Genomic DNA, 19,785 nt, shown 5'->3' on the forward strand with positions numbered 1-19,785 from the left:
CTGGCTCAGCGTTGCGCGAGTTCGGTCTTGGCCGCGCGCAGTTCGGACTTTTCGGCCATCGGCACGGATTCGGGCGCGACGGTCGCTCCCGGCCGGATGCGCTGCAGGCCATTGACGACGATCCGCTCGCCGGCCTTCAGGCCGCCGGTGACGATGCGCAGCCCGTCATTCGATGCACCGAGCGTGACCTCGCGCCAGGCGGCCTTGCTGTCGGCGCCGACGACGAAGACGAACTTCTTGTTCTGGTCGGTGCCGACGGCGCGCTCGTTGATGACCAGCGCCGGCTCGGAGCGGGCCTGCCCCATCTGAACCCGGACGAACTGGCCCGGCATCAGCTTGCCGCCGGGATTGTCGAGCACGGCGCGTACGCGCACTGTGCCGCTGGCCGCGTCGATGCCGTTGTCGACGAAGCGCAGCTTGCCGGTAAAGGTCGCGCCTTCGCTCGTCGAAGTCGTGAGCCTGACCGGGATCTGCTCAAGCGAGCGATTATTCTCCGGTAGCGAGGCCAGCGCGTCGAGCACCGTCCTCTCATCGGCGTTGAAGGCGGCATAGATCGGATCGACCGAGAGCAGCGTCGTCATCAGCGGCGCGCCGGCTCCCGCCGCGACGAGATTGCCGATGGTGACCTCGAGCCGGCCGATGCGCCCGCTGATCGGCGCGCGGATCTGGGTGTAGTCGAGGTTGAGGCGCGCGGTCTGCTGGGCTGCCTGCGCCGCGCGCAGATTGGCCTGCGCCTCGCGCAGCGCATTGAAGCGCGTGTCGAGATCCCTCTGCGAGACGTTGCGGCTCGCCATCAATTGCTGGCCGCGCTCATTCTCGCCGGCAGCCAGCGCGACGCGGGCTTCCGCCGCCAGCACCTGCGCCTGCGTCCGCTCGAACTCGGCGAGATAGGGAGCCTGGTCGATGCTGATCAGCAGATCGCCCTGCTTGACGAGGCTGCCCTCGCGGAAATGCACGGCCTCGACCACGCCGGAGACGCGCGAACGCACCTCGACGCGCTCGATCGCTTCCAGCCGGCCGGAGAACTCGGCCCAGGCGACGAGATCGCGCTGCTCCACGGTCGCGACCGAGACCGGGGTCGCCGGCGGGGCGACGGGCGGGGTGTCGCCCTGCGCGCGATTGGCGGTGGCATTGACGATGATGATGGCCGCGAGCGAAGCGCTGGCGGCAAGGCCGCCCAAAAGGCGACGACGGGTCGTTCCCTGAAACATGGGTCCACTCCTTCCAAGAGATAAAAATTGAAAATTGCTGCCGGCAGCCCGTCTAGGGCGGTGCGGTCAAGGCATAGAATTCAGTGACATGGTTGCATGCCAGACAGAGGCAGGAGCCTTCCTCGGGAGCGCCGGCATAAGCATCCGGCCATTGCGTCGGGCCAGTCTGCACATGGTGGCGGACCGTCACACCCGCTTCCCGCAACCGCGTTGCATAATGCGCGGCTTCGTCCCGCAGCGGATCGTCCTGCGACGAGATCAGGAGCGCCGGCGCCAGGCCCGTCAGCCGCGAGGCGTTGAGCGGGGCGGCGTAAGGATGGGCCGCCTTGTCCGGCGTGCCGAGATAATCGGCCCAGCCATCGGCCCAGCGACAGCCGACCGGGCCAGCCTCAGCCGTCCGCAGCGAATAGGTGCCGAGGCAGGCATCAAGCATCGGCGAGAACAGGATCTGGCCGGCAAGCTCCGGACCGCGACGATCGCGCGCCATCAAGGCAAGCGCAGCGGCGAGGTTGCCGCCGGCCTCCTCGCCCGCCACATAAAGCGGCGCATGTTTCGAGGCCCAGCGGGCACGGCCCTTGGCGAGTGTCTGGAGCGCGGCATAGGCGGTCTCGAGCGCCTCGGGAAAGCGGTGGCCAGGCGCCAGCGGATAATCGATCGACATAACGATCGCCCCAGCCTCGGCCAGCGCCGTCGCGACCGCCTCGCCTTCGGCCAGCGAACCGCTGCTGAAGGAACCGCCATGGAGATGCAGGACCAGCCCGGCCTCGGGCTCGATCTCGGCCGGGGCATAGAGCCGGGCGGCAAGCGAGCCCTGCGCAGCCGCAATCGTCTCCTGCCGCCAGAAGACGGCGCGCCGGGTACGAAGTTGCGGAAGGAGCGAGACGGACATGGGGTGGCCGATTGGGGTCGCCGACTGGTGTTGCAGTGCAGCGTGATTTAAGTGATGCTCATGGAGCAATAAATGGCATATTTGCTCATTCATTATTTCCACAGGGAAACAATGGTTGAGCCGCCGAGGAGGATGGGATGGACCAGCTCAACGCCATGCGCGCCTTCGTCCGGGTCGTCGAAGCCGGCACCTTCACACGCGCCGCCGATCTGCTCGACATGCCCAAGCCCACCGTGACGAAGCAGATCCAGCAGCTGGAGGCGCATCTGCGCGCCAAGCTGCTCAACCGCACGACCCGGCGCGTGACCGTGACGATGGACGGTGCCGCCTATTACGAGCGCGCCCTGCGCGTGTTGAACGAAATCGACGAGCTCGATTCAAGCTTGGCGCTGTCGCAGGCCCGGCCGGGCGGGCGGTTGCGGGTGGATTGCAGCACCTCGCTGGCGATGGCGGTGCTGATACCCGCATTGCCCGGCTTCCATGCACGCTATCCGGAGATCCAGCTCGACCTCGGCCTGAGCGACCGCCCGGCCGACCTCGTCGCCGAAAATCTCGACTGCGCCATCCGCGCCGGTGAGATCCAGGATCAGAGCCTGATCGCGCGGCGTATCGGGGAAATGTACCTGATCACCTGCGCCGCACCCGACTACATCGCCCGCCACGGCACGCCGCGCCATCCCAGCGAGCTCGAGGCCGACCACTACATCGTCGGCTACCGCGCCGCCGGCACCAGCCGCACCGTGCCCTTCACCTATGTCGACGCCAAGGAGAGCATCGAGGTCCGGGGGCGCTATATCGTCTCGCTCAACGAGGGCGCCGGCTATGTCGCCTCGGCGGTGGCGGGGCTCGGCGTCATCCAGGCGCCGAGCTTCATGGTGCAGGAGCATGTTACGGCGGGGCGGCTCGTACCGCTCTTGGCGAGCTGGTGTTCAGCGCCGAAGCCCCTGCATATCGTCTATCCGCCGAACCGCCATCTCAGCAACAAGGTGCGCGTCTTCGTCGACTGGCTGGCCGAGCTTTTCGGCAAGAACGACCTGATCCAGCGCAAATCCAGCCTGCCGCATAGCGATGCCTGCGCGGCCGGTTAGAGCCCGTCTGGCCACTCCGCGAGCCCTCATCTTGAGAGTCTGGCCGAGAATGTGGTCAATTATTTCAGTGGGTTGGAGTTTCCTACCGAAACGCGCCGTCATCCCGGGCGACCCACCGGGCCCGGCTTTCAGCCGGCCCGATGGCAGGCTCCGGGAGACCCGGGATCCATGCCTGAACCTCTCGCGATAGGCGTTCCGGCATTGATCCCGGGTCTGCGCTTCGCTCCGCCCGGGATGACGGCGCGCTTGTCGCTCAGGGCTAGGCCCTTTGAAAACAAGGACATCAGAAGGTCTCGGCCCACGGCCTGAGATCGACCTCCATCGTCCAGGCATTTCTCGGCTGGCGCAGCACATCGAGATAGCTCTGCGCGATGGCGTCAGGATCGAGCGTATTGTCGGAGGCGTCCGGCCGCTTGGCGCTGCGCACGCCGCCGTCGATGACGAAATGCGCGACATGGATGCCTTTCGGCCCAAGCTCGCGCGCTGCGCTCTGCGCGAGGCCGCGCAAGGCGAATTTACCCATCGCGAAGGGCGCCGAGCGGGCAAAGCCCTTGATCCCGGCGGTGGCGCCGGTGAGCAGGATCGCGCCCCGCTCTCGTGGCAGCATCCGCCGCGCCGCCTGCTGCACGACCAGGAAGGCGCCGAAGGCATTGACCGAGAGCGATTGCGCCACCGTCGCCGGATCAAGCTCGGTGAGCGGCCCGCGCACGGCCATGCTGGCATTGTAGATCACGACATCGGGCTCGCCGAGCCTGGCTTCGACCTCGTCGAAAAGCCGCGCGACGCCATCCTGCTCCGAGGCGTCGACCGAGAAGATCGATGCGCCGGTCTCGACCGCCAATGGCGCGAGCTTCTCGACATGGCGGGCGGCCAGCGCAACCTGCACGCCGCTGGCCGAGAGCTTGCGGGCGAGCGAGGCGCTGATGCCGGGGCCGGCCCCGACGATCAGCGCGGTACGATAGGGGAGGCTCGTCATGGGCTGGCTCCTGCGACAGGTTCGGTGAGATCAGGCCGCGACGGGCTTCAGGCGCGGCATCGCCGTGCCGCGCAGCGTCACCACGAAGGCGGCAGCAAACAGGCAAAGCGCACCGGCGATGAAGAAGGCCGGCAGATAGCTCTGATAGACCGTCCGGCTGAAGCCCGCGCCATAGGCGGCGAAGGCCGCGCCGATCTGGTGCCCGGCAAAAATCCAGCCGAAGACCAGATTGGACTTCTCGCCGAAGCGGTCGGCCGCGATCTTGATCGTCGGCGGCACGGTCGCGACCCAGTCCAGCCCATAGAAGACGGCAAAGAGCGACAGACCGTAGAAGGAGAAATCGGTGAAGGGCAGATAGAGCAGCGAAAGCCCGCGCAAGCCATAATACCAGAACAGCAGCCAGCGGCTGTCATAGCGGTCCGAGAGCCAGCCCGAACCGACCGTGCCGATGAAATCGAAGATGCCGATCATCGCGAGCACGCCGGCCGCCGTCACCGCCGCCATGCCGTAATCGCCGCATAGCGAGACGAAATGGGTCTGGACGAGACCGTTGGTGCTTGCCCCGCAGACGAAGAAGGTGCCGAACAGAACCCAGAAGGTGTGCGTGCGCGAGGCATCCCTGAGCGCAACCAGCGGCGACATCAGCATCGCGCCGAAACTCGCAGCCTGAGCCGGGGCCGGCACGAGCGCGTCAGCGCCATAAGGGGCGAGCCCAATATCGGAGGGGCGATCGCGCATCAAGGCGAGCACGGCGACGACCGCGACGACCAGCATGGCCAGGACGAAGACGAGCGCACTGCGCCAGCCGACCTGCTCGGTCAGGCTCGCGAGCAGCGGCAGGAAGACGAGCTGCCCCGTCGCCGTACTCGCCGTCAGCAGGCCGAGCACGAGGCCCCGCCGATTCGCGAACCAGCGCGTCGCGACCGTCGCGCCGAGCACCATGGCGGTGAGCCCGGTGCCGAGGCCGACGACGATGCCCCAGAGCAATACGAGATGCCAAAGCTGCGTCATGAAGAAGGAGCCGAGGATGCCGCTACCGATCAGCGTGAGCGCGACGATCGCGACCCTGCGCACGCCGAAGCGGTTCATGAAGGCCGCCGCGAATGGACCCATCAAACCAAACAGCATCAGGCGGACCGCCAGGGCTGAGGAGATGTCGGAGGTCGCCCAGCCGAATTCGCGCTGCAGCGGGGTGATCAATACGCCGGGCGCGCCAACCGCGCCGGCCGTCACCAGCATGGTCAGGAAGGTCACGGCCGCGACGACCCAGCCGTAATGGATTCCGCGTCTTGCCAGCAGCCTCGCGAGCGTCGAGGTCGGGGTCAAACTATCGGCGAAGGACGCCATGGCAGTCTCCTGTTGTGGGTATCTACCCGCAAATTGTCGAGAAAATCAGATCCGATTCAGGATCTCGCGCAATTCCTGCGTCGCCTTGGCGCCCATTCGGGCTTCCAGGGCCGCTTGCACCGCCTCCCAATGCGGCGCGGCCTCCTGCAGAACCCGACGTCCCGCCTCGGTCAACGTCACCGTCGCCTCGCGCCGGTCCTTGCCACTGCCGAGCTTCACCAGATCCATCCGCTCGAGCACACGGACATTGCGCCCGATCGTCGAACGATCGAGCTCCATCCGCCGGCCGAGCTCGGTCAGGATGACGGGCTCCAGACGCGCGATCGAGCGCAGCAAGCTGAACTGGGCGATATTGATGCCCAGGGGCGCCATCGCCTCGTCATAGAACGCCGCCATCCGCCGGGTGGCGGATCTCAGGACGGTGCAGTAGCAATCAACCTTCATAATGCGGGTATATGCCCCCATCATGATAATGACAAGCCCCGAGAGCGTCATTCTCGGGCTTGCCCCGAGAATCTCGTGACCAGAGTGCTCTGGTTTACGAGAGGGTCGGGTCAAGCCCGACCATGACGCGCTCCGGCATGGATCCCGGGTTCGCTTCGCTACGCCCGGGATGACGGCGCGATTGTCGCCTTAGCTCATCCAGCCCTTCAACAGGGCCTGCGCCCAATCCTCGCGGCCATTCTCCCGTGCGCGGCGGGCGGCGGCGTCCCAGTCATAAGCAATCGCCTGGAACGCGACCTCGACCTTGTCACCCTCCACGGTCAGGACAGCGAAGCGGGCATGAGGCGAACCGCTTTCCGAGACATGGGCGGGCGCGTCGGGATCGTCATAGGCCGGGCAGCCGACACTGCCGGGATTGACGATGGTGGCGCCGCTCCCCAGCCGCAGAAGACGCGGCAGATGGCTGTGGGCGCATAGGATCAGCCGCGAAGCGTTCCCTTCCAGCCTGCCCTCGACCTCCTCCAGGGAGGCCGGCAGCAGGCAGCCCGCCACGACGCTCTCAAGCAGATAGGTGTTGTCGTCCTGCGGGCTGGCGTGGATGCACAAGGCACCCGCAACGGACAGGCTGAAGGGCAGCGCATGCAGCCAATCGCGCGCGTCCTGATCGAGCTGCGACCGGGCATAGGCATCGGACAGGCCGAGCCCCGTGGAATCGGGCGCGCCGACCACCCGGTCGTGATTGCCCCGGACATGATGGAACCCGCTCTTGCGCAGCAAGGCGACGGACTCGGCCGGCCAGAGCGGGCTCGACGCGCAATCGCCGAGATTAATGACGGCATCGAGCTCCAACCCGGCGAGCCGCTCCATCACGGCCTCCAGAGCCGGGAGGTTGCCGTGAACATCCGCGATGACGCCAAGCCGCATGTCGGGACCAGCCTTTCCGTGTCGATGATCGCTCCGATTCGCCCGGGAGCCTTCGCAGGGTAATCACTCTCGGGAGATCCTGCACGAGCGATTCATCCAATCCCGATGCAAGGCTCATGCTATAAGGCCTCATTATGGAATGAGGCGGATGCGCGCGCGGCAACTCGAAGTCTTTCGCATGGTGATGCGCTGCGGCACGCTGACCAGCGCGGCCGAGGCGCTCAACGTCTCGCAGCCGGCCTTGAGCCAGATCCTGCTGCACACCGAGGACGAGCTCGGCTTCAAGCTGTTCCTGCGGGTCAAGGGTCGATTGATCCCGACGCCCGAGGCGGAGGAACTCTATCCGGAAGTCGACCGGCTGTTCAGCGATTTGGAAGGGTTGAGGCAGCGTGCCGGCGACCTGCGCCAGGGTAAATCCGGCGTGGTGCGGCTCGCAGCTTCGGCGCCGCCATCGCTGGCTCTGGTGCCGGAAGCCTTGCGCCATTTCCGGGCGGCCCATGCCGATATCCGCATCCTGTCCTATGTCGTGCCGGCCGAGGTGATCGTGGCGATGCTGGATCGCGGCCAGGCCGGTCTCGGCATCGCGATGACCGATCAATCGATTCCCCTGATCGACACAGAGATCATCGGCCACACCCGGATCGTCTGCGTCCTGCCCTCGGCCCACCCTCTCGCCTCCCGCGAGGCGATCGGCCCGGCCGATCTGCGTGGCGAAACGCTGATCTCCTATCGCGCTGAATCCCTTCCCGGGCAGTTGCTGCGCGCGGCGCTAGGGCGCGAGGGCGTCAGCTTCCAGCCGGAGATGGAAATCGACGTCTCGATCATCGCGCTCGCCTTCGTGCAGCAGGGGCTCGGCATTGCGATCGTCGACGGGCTTTTGCCCTGGCACAGCTTTCCGGGGCTGGTGACCCGCCCCTTCCGGCCGAATGTCGCCTTGCCGCTTTGCCTGCTGACGAGTTCGCGTCGGCCGCTTTCGCGCAATCACGAATTGCTGCGGGCCCATCTGCGCAGTGCCTGCAAGAGCCTCGGCCTCGAACAGCACGAGCCCTGATTCCATAAGCCAGGCTTATCCGCCCGTCGTATTTTGCTCTTTGACGGTGCCGCCCTCCTGCCCTCAGATTGCCAGCTGCATTCTCGCGAGCGGGCGGATTCATGAGCTGGCGTATCGGCGTCGACATCGGCGGCACCTTCATCGACTTCTGCGCAATGGAGACCGGCACCAACCGGTTCGAGACCATCAAGGTCCTGACCACGCCGAATGAGCCCGGCAAGGAATTGCTCGACGGCTTGAGCCTCCTGCAGGAGCGCCATGGCGTGGCGCCCGAGGAGGTCATCTCCTTCGTCCACGGCACCACGGTCGGCATCAACACCATCATCCAGCGCAAGGGCAGCCGGCTCGCCCTGATCACCACCGCCGGCTTCGAGGACGTGATCGAGCTCGCCCGGCTGCGCATGCCGGAGATGTATTCGCTGTTCTGCGCCAGGCCCGAGCAATTGATCCCGCGCGACCTGATCCATGGCGTCAGGCAGCGCCAGCTCGCCAATGGCGCGATCGCCGAGGAGCTCGACCGCGCGGCGCTGGCCGATGTCATCGCGACGATCCGCAGCAAGGACGTGGACGGCGTCGTCATCTCCTTCCTGCACGCCTATCGCAATCCCGCCCATGAGGCGCAGGCCAAGGCGCTGATCGCAGAGCTTGCGCCGGAACTCTTCGTCTTCACCTCCAGCGAGGTCTGGCCGGTGATCCGCGAATATGAGCGCAGCACGACTGCGATCCTGAACGGCTATGTCCATCCGCGCGTCGCGGGCTATCTCGGCGCGCTCGAGGCTGCGCTGGCCTCGCGCGGCGTGCCGGCCGGGCCGATGCTGACCAAATCAAATGGCGGGCTGATGAATGCGCAGACCGGCAAGCGCGCCTGCGTCAACATGCTGCTCTCGGGCACGGCGTCGGGCGTCATCGGCGCAGCCTATCTCGCCGAACAGACCGGCATCGCCAATGTGCTGACGCTCGATATCGGCGGCACCAGTGCCGACCTCGCCCTGATCATCGACGGCAAGCCGCAATTCGGCACCGGCGAGACCGTCGGCGACTTCCCGCTCTTCGTGCCCAGCGTCTCCGTGACATCCATCGGCAGCGGCGGCGGCTCGATCGCCTGGGCCGACGCCTTCGGCGTGCTCAAGGTCGGGCCGGAAAGCGCCGGCTCGACGCCGGGCCCTGCTTGCTATGGCCGCGGCGGCACGCGCGCGACCGTCACCGACGCGATGGCGGCTTGCGGTTTCCTCGGCCACACCCCGATCGCCTATGACCAGATCGGCATGCGGCGCGACCGGGCGGAGGCCGTGATCGGCGAACTCGCCGGTCTCTTGGGCCTCGCCTCGCAAGCGACGGCAGAGGCGATCATCGCGGTTGCGGTCTCGGAGATGTTCGTCGAGGTCAACAAGCTCGTCGCGCGCTATGGCGTCGATCTGCGCGAGTTCACGCTGATGCCGTTTGGCGGCGCCGGCCCGATGCTGGGCTGCTTCCTGGCGCGCGAGCTCGGCATTCCGCATGTGATGGTGCCGCAACGACCGGGCGTGGTCAGCGCGCTCGGCGGTCTCATCGCCGATGTGAAGGGCGACTTCATCCAGACGATCTTCGCGCCCTCGGCCGCAGAATCCTTGCCGCGTCTCAGGGAAGCGCTTCTCCGGCTCAAGGCCGATGGTTCGAGCTGGATCAGGGATGAGCAAGGCTTCACCGGCCAGGTCATCGAAACCCTCTCGGCCGATATGCGCTATCACGGCCAGTCCTTCGAGATCGAGGTGCCGCTCTCCGAGGCCTGGCTGGCAGGGGGCGACATCGCCGCGATCAACGCCGCCTTCCACCGCCAGCATCTGGCGATCTACGATTTCAACGACGAGGCCGGCGAGGTCCAGATCGTCAATCTGCGCCTCGTCGTCAGTGGGACGACCGAACGGCCGAATCTCGCCCCCGTATTGGAGACAGCAGCCGGGATGGCCGCGCCTGAGCGGCTGATCCCGGTCTGGCTCGACGGATCGAGCCAGCAGGTTGCGCTCTATCACCGCAACGCGCTGCGCCACGGCCACCGCTTTTCCGGCCCTGCCATCGTGGCGCAGGACGACACCACCATCTGCATTCCCGCCGGCTTCGAGGCCCATGTCGATGGTTGGCTGAACCTTCACCTCACCTTGCGGACGGAGGCTTGAGCATGGTCGACAAGGTGACATTGCAGGTTCTGGCGAACCATTGCCGGGCCGCGGCCGAGAACATGGCCTACACGCTCTACCGCACGGCGCACTCGACCTTCGTCAAGGAGACCGAGGACTTCACCGTGATGGTGATGGACCGGACCGGCCGCGTCGTCGCCGTGCCGATGGATCTGGGCGCGACCTGGTATCCGGGCATGAACTACAACCGCGCCATCGACCTCGTCGACGAATACCGGCCGGGCGACATCGCCTTCACCAACGACCCCTATAGCGGCTATCTCGCGACGCACGCCCCCGACACGCATCTCTGGAAGCCGATCTTCCATGAGGGCGAGATCGTCTGCTTCGTCGGCGGCCATGTCCACAACACCGATATGGGCGGCGCGGTGCCCGCTAGCCTGTCGCGCTCGCTGACCGAGATCCACCAGGAAGGCATCCGCTTCCCGCCGATGACATTGATGCGCGATGGCGTCTTCGACGAGAAGGTGCTGCGCATCATGATGATGAATGTGCGCAAGCCAGACCTCAATATGGGCGACCTCAAGGCGCTGGCCGGCGCGCTCAACACCGGCGAGCGCAAGATCCAGGCGATGATCGCGAAGTTCGGCGCCAAGGGCTTCATGGAGGGGCTCGACGGGCTGATGGATTATGCCGAGCACCAGGCTCGCGAGATCCTGCGCTCGATCCCGGACGGCGAATATTTCTTCTCCGACTATGCCGATGAGGACAGCGTCGACGGCAATCCCTGCCGGCTCGCGCTGACGCTGACGATCAAGGGTGACGAGGCGGTGCTCGATTTCACCGGCTCCGACCCGCAGCTCGGCTCCTCGCTCAACGTCCCGACCGGCAGCGACCCGCGCCACACCTTGCTGCTCGTGGGCGTCTATTACGTGCTCTACACGCTCAACCCGCAGCTCCTGCTCAATTCCGGCCTGACGCGCCCCTTCACCTGCATCGCCCCCGAGGGCACGGTGCTGAACCCGTCATTCCCGGCGGCGGTGGGCATGCGCAGCCTGACCTGCGGGCGGGTGCGCAGCCTGATTTTCGGCGCTTTCAGCCTCGCCATCCCCGAGCGTATGCCGGCCGCGCCGGCCGGCTCGAGCTCGATCGTCAATGTGATGACGACCGACGAAAAGACGCATCGCAGCATCATCGCCGCGATCAATCCGGTGGTCGGCGGCGGCGGCGGCATGCCGCATCGCGACGGCCCCAACGGCTCAGGCGCCGACGCCGCCTATCTCAAGAACACGCCGATCGAGATCACCGAGACGGAGGTGCCGATCCAGTTCGTCCGCTATGGCCTGCTGCCCGATTCCGGCGGGGCCGGGCGCTGGCGCGGCGGGCTTGCGACCGTGATGGAGTTCAAGGTCTTCGCGCCCAACACCCGCATCACCGCGCGTAACCGCGACCGCTCGATCTTCCGGCCCTGGGGCACGCTGGGCGGGCTTTCGGCCGAGCCCTCGAACTTCATCATCAACCCCGGCGCCGCCAACGAGCGCGTGCTCGGCAACACCGACATCGCCGTCACCGAGCCCGGCGACATCATCCACATCCATTCGCCGGGCGGCGGTGGCCGCGGCTCGCCGCTGGAGCGCGAACCCGAGCGCGTGCTGCTCGACGTCGCGCGCGGCTATGTCAGCGTGGCGGCGGCGCGCGCCCGTTATGGCGTGGCGATCCGGGACGGAGCGGTCGATGCCGAGGCGACGGCAGCACTCAGGGCCGAGATGAAGCAGACCGCGCATGGCGGGCATTTCCATTTCGGCCCGGAGCGCGACGCTTTTGAGCGCGTCTGGCACGACGGGAACTACGCAGCCCTGACGCGCCTGCTCGCCGCCCTGCCGGTGCATTGGCGCTTCTTCACCAAGACGAAGATCTTTGCGGCGATGCGCGAGGCCGGCTCGCAAGCCGACGTCACGAGCGCTTTCGGCAGCGTCCGGCGCGATTATCCGCAGGTGCCGGAGATCGCGCTCGCGGCGGAGTAGAGCCGGACTGACTGAAAACCGTGCGCCGTCATTCCGGGCAAGCGAAGCGCAGACCCGGAATCCATTGTAGAGCGCAGTACCCTCCGATGGATTCCGGATCGGCGCCGCTGCGCGGCTTGTCCGGAATGACGGGATGAAGGCTCACGCTGTTGCGTGCACTCAATATCCCGCCGCCCAATGGGCGAGATCGTTTGCGCTCTCCTCGCCTGCGAACATGCCAAGAATGCGCTCGCCGAGGAGCGGGCCGAATTTGAACATCTGGCCGTCGCAGTTCGTGACCACCAGGCCGCGCCCTGTCTGCGCGACCTCGAAGCGCCGCGTGGCGTCGAGCACGTAATAGCCGACCTGAATGCGCGTCGGCCGATAGGCCTCGAAGTCGCGAAAATAGGGCTTGAAGGCGCCGAGAATGGCGCGGCTCTCATTTTCCAGATCGGAGCCGAAGCCTTCCTTTTCGGGGCGCGCCAAGCGGCGATGCGCGGAGTAACCGATCTTGAGGCCGGCGCCGCGACGATCGGGCAGCGTATAGCCAGTGTGGTCGCCAAGGGCCGCGATCGCCGGGGCGTCACGCCAGGATTGCTCGTATTGCGCCGGCGGCTCGACATAGCAGAGCCCCTGCCGATAGACCGAGGCCTCGCCATAACGCTCCGGCAGCAGCGCCGGCAGCCAGGCCCCGGCCGCGACCAGAAGCAGATCGCCGGCGACCTCCGAGCCGTCGGCGCGGACAGCGATGCCGGCCTCCAGATCGACCCGCGCGACGCGGCAATCATGCTCGATGACCCCGCCATGCTCGCGCACCCATTGCGCCAGCTCGGTCACGATACGGCCGGCGAAGAGCGGCCCGCCGGGGAAGGAGACCACGCCCCAGGCATGAGCGGGCAAGCTCAGATGCGGGCAAAGCGCCTCGACACCGTCGCGGGAGAGCACCTCATGGGGCAGCCCGACAGCCTTGAAGGTGTCGAGGGTCTTCTGCGCGTAGTCGCCGGCCTCCAACGAAATCGCGATCGCGCCCGTATTCTCGAAATGCACCGTACCGAGATCCGACCAGAGCCGGTCCCAGGCTGAAAAGGCCTCGGTGACCATGCGCGTGTAGCCAGCGGCCAAACCATAGGGGTAGCGGATCATGCGGTGGTTATCGAAGGAGGCCGCCTGCGGGTTGGGCGCCGGTCCCTGCTCCAGAACGATGACGTCATCGCCGCGCTTGAGGGCCGCGCGGGCAACCGACAGGCCAACGATGCCGGCCCCGATGATGACGATACGGCTCATGATTGGATATCCTCGGCAGCATGGCGCCTTCAGGCGCTGACAGGAGCAACCGTCACGGTGTCTCCGGGCTTGATCTCGCCGGGAACCAGGACGTCGCAGTAGATTCCGAAATTGCGGTTATGACGCTTCACCACCGTGCGCAGCAGCTCGATATCGAGCGGGATGCCCTCCTGCGCGATGGTGATGAAACCGCAGCGCCCACAGGGGATACTGCCTCTCAGGACGGCATCGCCGATGCGGATCTCGCGGCCGAGCCAGCCATTTTCTGGGATCGGCTCCTGCTCGTCTGGCCAATCGACGACGATGTTGGGCCGGAAGCGGCGCTCGTCGACGATGCTGCCCGGCATCTCGCGCTCCAGGCTGCGCATCGCGGCCGTGCTCAGGAGATGGATCGGCGCATGCTCGTAGCGCGGCCGAAACCCCTCCTGCCCGCGCCGGACGAACGGCTTCAGCTGCGCCGGGAAGCCGAAGAGCAAGGACAGCCTCTCGATGACCTCCGCATCGTCAGGCTTTGCCCAGGCGGTGCCGTCGGCCGAGATGGCAGCACCATCCAGAGCCGTCCAGCGGGCGTATCCGCGGGGGACTTCGATGAAATGCTTCTCGCGGCCGGGCGAGGCGATGCGCTCGCTGGACGCATCGACGACGCCCCATAGCCGATCGCCGACGACGCCGGACGCCTCGAGCGGGGCGACCTCCAGCCGTTCGCCCGCCATCGAACTGACCGGATAGCGCCAAAGCGCCGCAACGCTGCCGCTCATGGCAGGCCGCGTCATGGCAAGTCGCGTCACGGCAAATCCAGGCGCGGGTCGAGCGCATCGCGCAAGCCGTCGCCGACGAAGTTGAAGCTGGTGACGGCGAGCGTGATCGCGGCTCCCGGCAGGATCGCGAGCCAGGGCGCGCTGGTGAGATAGCTCTGCGCGCCCTCCAGCATGTTGCCCCAGCTCGGCGTCGGCGGCTGGATGCCGTAGCCGAGGAAGGAGATATAGCTCTCGGCCAGGATCGCATGGGCGACGTTCAGCGTCGCCGCCACGACGATCGGCGCGACCGCGTTCGGCAGCAATTCGCGAAACATGATGCGCGCATTGCTGGAGCCCATCGCGACGGCGGCCACGGCGAAATCGCGCGTCCGCAGCGAGCGCATCTGCGCCTCGACGACGCGCGCCACCTCCATCCAGGAGGTCATCGCGATCAGCATCACGATCGAGGGAACCGAGGGCGAGATCAGCGCCGAGATGGCAAGCAGCAGGAAGATCGAGGGAAAGCACAGCATCGCATCGACGAAGCGCATCAGCGTGGCGCCGATCACGCCTTCATAGAAGCCGGCGACCATGCCGACGCAGATGCCGATCGCCATGCTGATCACCATCGCGGCGAAGCCGACCGCGAGCGAGATGCGTCCCGCCATCAGCAAGCGCGCGAGGATGTCGCGCCCCAGCGGGTCGGTGCCCAGCACATGCGGCCCGGAGAAGGGCGGAGCGAAGCGCTGGCGGATGTCGATGAAGGTGTCGTTATAGGGCAGCAGCAGCGGCCCAACGATGCAGGCAAGCGTCATCAGGATGATCGCCGTCGCGCCGAAGACCGCGAGCTTGTGGCGGCGGAAACGGCGGAAGCCCGGGCTGTTCCAGAAGCTCGGCGGCGGGGCCAGGCTGGGCTCGGCGGTGCTGATCAGTTCGGTGCCGCTCATCAGCCGTTCCTCGCGATACGGGGATCGGCAATGCCGTAGAGCAGATCCGCGATCAGGCTGCCGAGCAGGACGAGCACGGCGGTGAACATCAGGATGCCCATCACGACGGGATAGTCGCGATAGCTGATCGAATCGAGAAAGAGCCGGCCCATGCCCGGCCAGGTGAAGACGGTCTCCGTCACCAGCGCCCCGCTGAGCAGCGTCGGCACATGCAGGCCGGTGATGGTGATCATCGGCAGGAGCGCGTTGCGGAAGGCGTGGCGCAGCAGGACGCTGCGTTCGGGCAGGCCCTTGGCGCGGGCGGTGCGGATATAGTCCTGGTTGACCACCTCCAGCATCGACGAGCGCATATAGCGGCTCCAGACCGCGGTCGAGACCAGGGCCAGCACGATGCAGGGCCCGATCAGATGGTGCAGCTGGTTGAGCAAGGAGCCGTCGCCGATGGTGTAGCGATTGCCCGAAGGCAGCCAGCCGAGCCCGACCGAGAAGACATAGATCACGACCAGGCCGAACCAGAAGGTCGGGATCGAGAGCGCGATCATCGCGCCGATCGTCGCCAGGCTGTCGAACAGCGAATAGCGCTTGATCGCGCCCAGAATGCCGATCCAGGCGCCGAGCAGCATGGCGAGCAGCGTCGAGGTCAGCATCAATTCCAGCGTTGCCCCGATATGGGAGGCGATGATGTGGAGCACCGGCTGCTGGTCGCGATAGGACAGGCCCCAATCGCCGCGCAGCATGCGCCAGAGCCATTCGACATATTGCACCGGCAAGGGCCGGTTGAGGCCGAGCTGCTCGGCGATGCGGTCGAGATCGGCCTGGGTCATCTCGCCGCTCGCCGCGAATTGCGAGAGCGGCCCGCCCGGGGCCAGGTGCAGGATGGCGAAGCCGATCATCGAGACGATGAGCAGCAGGACCAGCGCCTGCATCAGCCTTTGCACGAGGAACGTGCTCATGGTGCGTGGTTCCGGGCGGAGCGCGTCATGGTCTCAGCGCGCCCAGTACCAGCTGCCCATGTTCCAGGTGTTCTGGCGGGCGTTGATGTTGGGCTCGAAGCCAATGAGGCCTTCCTTGTAGCCCTCGATCGGAGCGTACTGGAAGATCGGCAGGATCGGCAGCTCCTCGCGGGCGATCTCCTGCAGCTTCCAGTAGATCTCCTTGCGCTTGGCCTGGTCGAAGGTCTCCTGGCCGGCCTTGAGCAGCTTGTCGACCTCGGCGTTCTGCCATTGCATCTGGTTGGCACCGCTGCCGTTCTTGGCCGGGATCGCATCGGACGCGAAGCGCGAGGCCGGATCGGGATCGATCACGGTGCGGAAGGCGGTGCCGACGAGCAGCGACTGGAATTTCGAGCGGGTGTAGAAATCGCCCCAGATCACGGCTGCCGGCATGTTGTTGATCGTCATCTTGACGCCGACCTGCTGCCAGTCCTGCATCATCAATTGCTGGCACTGCTCGCGCAGCGCGGCGCCCGTCGTGGTCGAGACCGCGAATTCGAGCGGCACATTGTTCTTCATGCGCACGCCCGAACCCGAGCGCTTCCAGCCGGCCTCGTCGAGAATCTTGTTGGCCTTGGCGAGATCGTATTGCTGCTTGGGCAGATTGGGATTGTAGGCCCAGGATTCCTGCGGCGCGAAGGATTCAGTCGGCTTGTGGGTGCCGTAGTAGATGATGTCGATGATCGCCTGCTTGTTGATCGAGGCGTAGAGCGCCTGGCGCACCGCCTTCTCGGCCAGGACCGGGTTCTCGAGGTTCGGCATCAGGATCTCGAGCGAGGCGTTCGGGATCATCACGACCTTGCGGCCCGGCAGCTTCTTGGCTTCCTCGTAGAAGTTCGCGGGGATGCCGGTGCCGATGATCAGATCGACCTGGCCAGTACGGAACTGGGCGTAGAGCGCGGTCTGGTCGGGCACATATTTGAGGACGGCCTTCTCCAGATAAGGCCCCTTGCCATGGTACTTCTCATTGGCGACGAGGGTGATGTTGTCGCCCGGCTGGCGCGTGCCCCATTTGAACGGGCCGGTGCCGACAGGCGCGCCGTTGAAGGGGGCGGTGTTGGGGTCGGTCGCCTTCTCCAGCAGATGCTTGGGCACGATGAAGGTGTTGGAGAGCAGCGCGAGATAAGGCGCATAAGCCTTCTCCATGCGCCAAGTGATCTCAAGCGGCCCGGTGACCTTGATGTCCTTGACCAGGGCATGGCCGACGCGGGTCCGGCTCTTGAAACCCGGCGCATTGATGAGTTCGAGCGTGTATTTCACGTCCTCGGCGGTGAACGGCGTACCGTCATGCCAGGTCACGCCCGCGCGCAGCTTGACCTTCCAGGCGAGGCCGCCCTCGGAGATGCCGCCATTCGCCTCGCTGGGGATCTCGACCGCGAGGTCGGGTATCAGATTGCCCTGCGGATCGGCCAGCCACATCGTATTGAAGACCTGCATCCAGACGGTCTCGTCGACCTCGATGCCCGGCATCAGCGGATTGAAGGCGGTCGGCTCCTGCGACAGGCCGACGACGACCTGTCCGGTCGGCTTGGCGGGGGGCGGCGGAGCGGCCTTGGTCTGGGCGCGGGCGCTGAGGCCGGAGGCGGCGAGCAGGCCACCCGCGCCGAGCGCGAGAATTTCGCGGCGATGCAAAGCAGGCATCGGGAAGGTCGATTTGATCGTCTCGTCGGAATGCTTGGTCATCGAGAAACCCCTCTGTTCTTTGTTTTGCGGAAGGCGGGAGGCAATCCGGACCGGCGCGACGCGCGCCCCGGCCTGATCCAGATCAGTTCGACCGCTTGACCACGCGCTCCCACTTCGTCTGGCGGGCTGCTCATGGTTGGTCGATCTTTTGGTTGGCAGATCCTTTGGTTGGCCGATCTTGCAACCTTCCCCCTAGGTTAGGCTTGCGGCGCCCTCATTCGGATACCGATCGCGGCCACAGGCCGGATAGAATCTGCCGATTCGACCGCCATCGACGGCATAGGCTTCTGCGCCGGCTCGGCTTCTCGCCGGAACCTTCCCCGGCGCGGCCTCAAGCCCAGTACCAACTGCCAGCATTCCAGGCGTTGGAGAGCACGTTGACGTTGTTGGCGAAGCCGATGAGCCCGACCTTGGTGCCCTCGACCTGAACAGACTGGAAGATCGGCAGCATCGGCAGATCGTCGAGGATCAGCGCCTGCGCCTCCCGGTAAATCTCGGCCCGCTGGGCCATATCGGTCATGGCGATGCCTTTCGCCAGCAAGCCGTCGACCTTCGGGTTTTCGTACTGGCTGACATTGGAGCCCGTGCCGGCCTTGAGCGGGATCGCGTTGCCGCCGAAGCGGTGCATCACGTCGGGATCGGAGGCGACCGTATAGGTCGTATTGGTCATCAGGCTGTCGAACTGGGATTCGGCCCAGAATTTCGCCCAGAGCACCGCGGCCGGCAGATTCTTGATGGTCATCTCGGCGCCGATCTGGGCCCAATCTTGCACCAGCAGCTGCTGGGCCTGTTCGCGCGTCGGATTGCCGGTCGTGGTCGAGTTGGTGAAGGCGAGACGCACGCCATCCTTCACGCGCACGCCATCGGGGCCGGGCTTCCAGCCGGCCGCATCGAGAATGGCCCTGGCCTTGGCGGGATCATGGATCTGGTGCGGAAGCGCGTCGTTGAAGGCCCAGCTCTGCGGCGGCATGAAGCTCGAAGCCGGAAGGGGAAGCCCGTAATAGAGCGCCTCGACGATCGCCTTCTTGTCCATGGCGAGATAGAGCGCCTGCCGGACCGCCTTCTCCTTCAATGCGGGATGGGCGAGATTGAGCGTGAAGTTCTCGACGGAAGCCCGTGGGCAGAGATGCACGACGACGTTCTTGAGCGTCTTTGCCTCGGCGTAGTGGTTCGGCGGAATACCCTGGAGGCCGATATAGTCGATCTCGCCCGTCCGGAACTGCGTGTACATCGCGTTGAGGTCGGGCACATAACGGAAGACCAGCCGCTCCAGATAGGGCCCTTCGCCGAAATAGGCCGTGTTGGCCGCGAGCAGGACATGGCTGCCGGTCCTGCGCTCGACGAATTTGAACGGGCCCGTACCGACAGGGTTGGCATGGAAAGGCGTCGCATTCGGATCGGCCGCACCATCGAGCAGATGCCTGGGCACGATGAAGGTCCAGGCGAGGAAGGACAGGAACGGCGCAAAGGGCTCCTTCATCCGCCAGCTGATCGTGCTGCCTTCCGTCTTCACATCCTCGACGAGGCTGAAGCCGGAGCGGCTGCGCGTACGGAACTGCGGATTCCGGATGAGATCGAAGGTGAACCGGACGTCTTCAGCCGAGAAATCCCGGCCGTCATGCCATTTGACACCCTCGCGCAGTGTCACCTTCCAGACCAATCCATCGGCGGAAATCCCGCCATTGGCCACGGTCGGCACGTCCTTGGCCAATACGGGGACGAATTTGCCAGCGTGATCCAGCGCCCATAGCGGGCTGAACAGGTTCCACCAGACGCCCTGATCGACCTCGTTCGCCGGCATCAGCGGGTGCAGGACGGTGATCTCCTGCGAATAGCCGATGACCACCTGTCCCTTTGGCGCGGATGGCGGCCCCTTCGGCTTCGGCGCCGGCTGTGCCTGGAGTTGCGAGCCCCAGGGCGTGAGCCCAAGGACAGAGGCACCCAGCAACAGCGCGCGGCGGGAGACGGCCCCGCCCCCGGACGGCTCGGCTTCACGGCGATCTGTCATCGCATGGCCCCCTGTTGCGGCGGACGGCGATCCGCGCATGGACCGAAATATTCATTTTATTGATTTTCGCGTCAAGCGGATTGCACG

Annotated in this window: 16 protein-coding genes; 4 read left to right on the forward strand and 12 right to left on the reverse strand. The window is 65.9% G+C overall.

Translation table 11 applies throughout. The features are described from left to right. Window positions 1-5: 5 nt before the first annotated feature. A complete protein-coding gene (locus tag RMR04_RS28145; protein WP_311911815.1) occupies window positions 6-1,211 on the reverse strand; it encodes an efflux RND transporter periplasmic adaptor subunit in 1,206 nt (401 codons plus the stop codon). Between the two features lie 52 nt (window positions 1,212-1,263). Further along, a complete protein-coding gene (locus RMR04_RS28150) occupies window positions 1,264-2,100 on the reverse strand; it encodes an alpha/beta hydrolase (RefSeq protein WP_311911816.1) in 837 nt (278 codons plus the stop codon). A gap of 137 nt (window positions 2,101-2,237) precedes the next feature. Between RMR04_RS28150 and RMR04_RS28155 the strand changes: the two genes are divergently transcribed. Next, window positions 2,238-3,188, forward strand: coding sequence for a LysR family transcriptional regulator (locus RMR04_RS28155; RefSeq protein ID WP_311911817.1), 951 nt, complete (start codon window positions 2,238-2,240; stop codon window positions 3,186-3,188). 283 nt (window positions 3,189-3,471) lie between these two features. On the opposite strand, the gene RMR04_RS28160 is transcribed toward RMR04_RS28155, so the two are convergent. From RMR04_RS28160 to RMR04_RS28175, 4 genes are all read right to left on the reverse strand, one after another. Beyond that, window positions 3,472-4,164, reverse strand: coding sequence for an SDR family NAD(P)-dependent oxidoreductase (locus tag RMR04_RS28160; protein ID WP_311911818.1), 693 nt, complete (start codon window positions 4,162-4,164; stop codon window positions 3,472-3,474). A gap of 30 nt (window positions 4,165-4,194) precedes the next feature. After that, on the reverse strand, window positions 4,195-5,511 hold the full coding sequence (locus tag RMR04_RS28165; RefSeq protein WP_311911819.1) for an MFS transporter: 1,317 nt from the start codon (window positions 5,509-5,511) through the stop codon (window positions 4,195-4,197). A 45-nt stretch (window positions 5,512-5,556) separates the two neighbouring features. Then, a complete protein-coding gene (locus RMR04_RS28170) occupies window positions 5,557-5,955 on the reverse strand; it encodes a MarR family winged helix-turn-helix transcriptional regulator (protein WP_311911820.1) in 399 nt (132 codons plus the stop codon). Window positions 5,956-6,144: 189 nt separating this feature from the next. Then, the gene (locus RMR04_RS28175; protein ID WP_311911821.1) at window positions 6,145-6,879 is read right to left on the reverse strand and encodes a metallophosphoesterase family protein; all 735 of its coding nucleotides are present in this window, start codon (window positions 6,877-6,879) and stop codon (window positions 6,145-6,147) included. A gap of 148 nt (window positions 6,880-7,027) precedes the next feature. Here RMR04_RS28175 and RMR04_RS28180 point away from each other — a divergent pair, with 148 nt between their 5' ends. From RMR04_RS28180 to RMR04_RS28190, 3 genes are all read left to right on the forward strand, one after another. Further along, window positions 7,028-7,930, forward strand: coding sequence for a LysR family transcriptional regulator (locus RMR04_RS28180; protein ID WP_311911822.1), 903 nt, complete (start codon window positions 7,028-7,030; stop codon window positions 7,928-7,930). Window positions 7,931-8,031: 101 nt separating this feature from the next. After that, a complete protein-coding gene (locus RMR04_RS28185) occupies window positions 8,032-10,083 on the forward strand; it encodes a hydantoinase/oxoprolinase family protein (RefSeq protein ID WP_311911823.1) in 2,052 nt (683 codons plus the stop codon). Between the two features lie 2 nt (window positions 10,084-10,085). After that, a complete protein-coding gene (locus RMR04_RS28190) occupies window positions 10,086-12,068 on the forward strand; it encodes a hydantoinase B/oxoprolinase family protein (RefSeq protein ID WP_311911824.1) in 1,983 nt (660 codons plus the stop codon). Between the two features lie 159 nt (window positions 12,069-12,227). On the opposite strand, the gene RMR04_RS28195 is transcribed toward RMR04_RS28190, so the two are convergent. The 6 genes from RMR04_RS28195 to RMR04_RS28220 all read right to left on the reverse strand — a co-directional run bounded on the left by RMR04_RS28195 (window position 12,228) and on the right by RMR04_RS28220 (window position 19,698). Further along, window positions 12,228-13,331, reverse strand: a complete 1,104-nt coding sequence (locus tag RMR04_RS28195; RefSeq protein WP_311911825.1) for an NAD(P)/FAD-dependent oxidoreductase — start codon at window positions 13,329-13,331, stop codon at window positions 12,228-12,230. A 29-nt stretch (window positions 13,332-13,360) separates the two neighbouring features. Continuing rightward, window positions 13,361-14,104 (reverse strand): MOSC domain-containing protein, encoded by a 744-nt coding sequence (locus RMR04_RS28200; protein ID WP_311911826.1) that lies wholly within the window; start codon window positions 14,102-14,104, stop codon window positions 13,361-13,363. Window positions 14,105-14,115: 11 nt separating this feature from the next. Then, window positions 14,116-15,015 (reverse strand): ABC transporter permease, encoded by a 900-nt coding sequence (locus RMR04_RS28205; protein WP_311911827.1) that lies wholly within the window; start codon window positions 15,013-15,015, stop codon window positions 14,116-14,118. Further along, complete coding sequence (locus RMR04_RS28210) at window positions 15,015-15,968, reverse strand: ABC transporter permease (protein ID WP_310158957.1); 954 nt, start codon at window positions 15,966-15,968, stop codon at window positions 15,015-15,017. The genes RMR04_RS28205 and RMR04_RS28210 overlap by 1 nt, the downstream gene beginning before the upstream one ends. 33 nt (window positions 15,969-16,001) lie before the next feature. Continuing rightward, complete coding sequence (locus tag RMR04_RS28215) at window positions 16,002-17,690, reverse strand: peptide ABC transporter substrate-binding protein (protein WP_311911828.1); 1,689 nt, start codon at window positions 17,688-17,690, stop codon at window positions 16,002-16,004. Window positions 17,691-18,021: 331 nt separating this feature from the next. Next, complete coding sequence (locus RMR04_RS28220; protein WP_311911829.1) at window positions 18,022-19,698, reverse strand: peptide ABC transporter substrate-binding protein; 1,677 nt, start codon at window positions 19,696-19,698, stop codon at window positions 18,022-18,024. Window positions 19,699-19,785 lie beyond the last annotated feature (87 nt).

It is taken from the genome of Bosea sp. 685 (assembly GCF_031884435.1).
Lineage (GTDB): Bacteria > Pseudomonadota > Alphaproteobacteria > Rhizobiales > Beijerinckiaceae > Allobosea.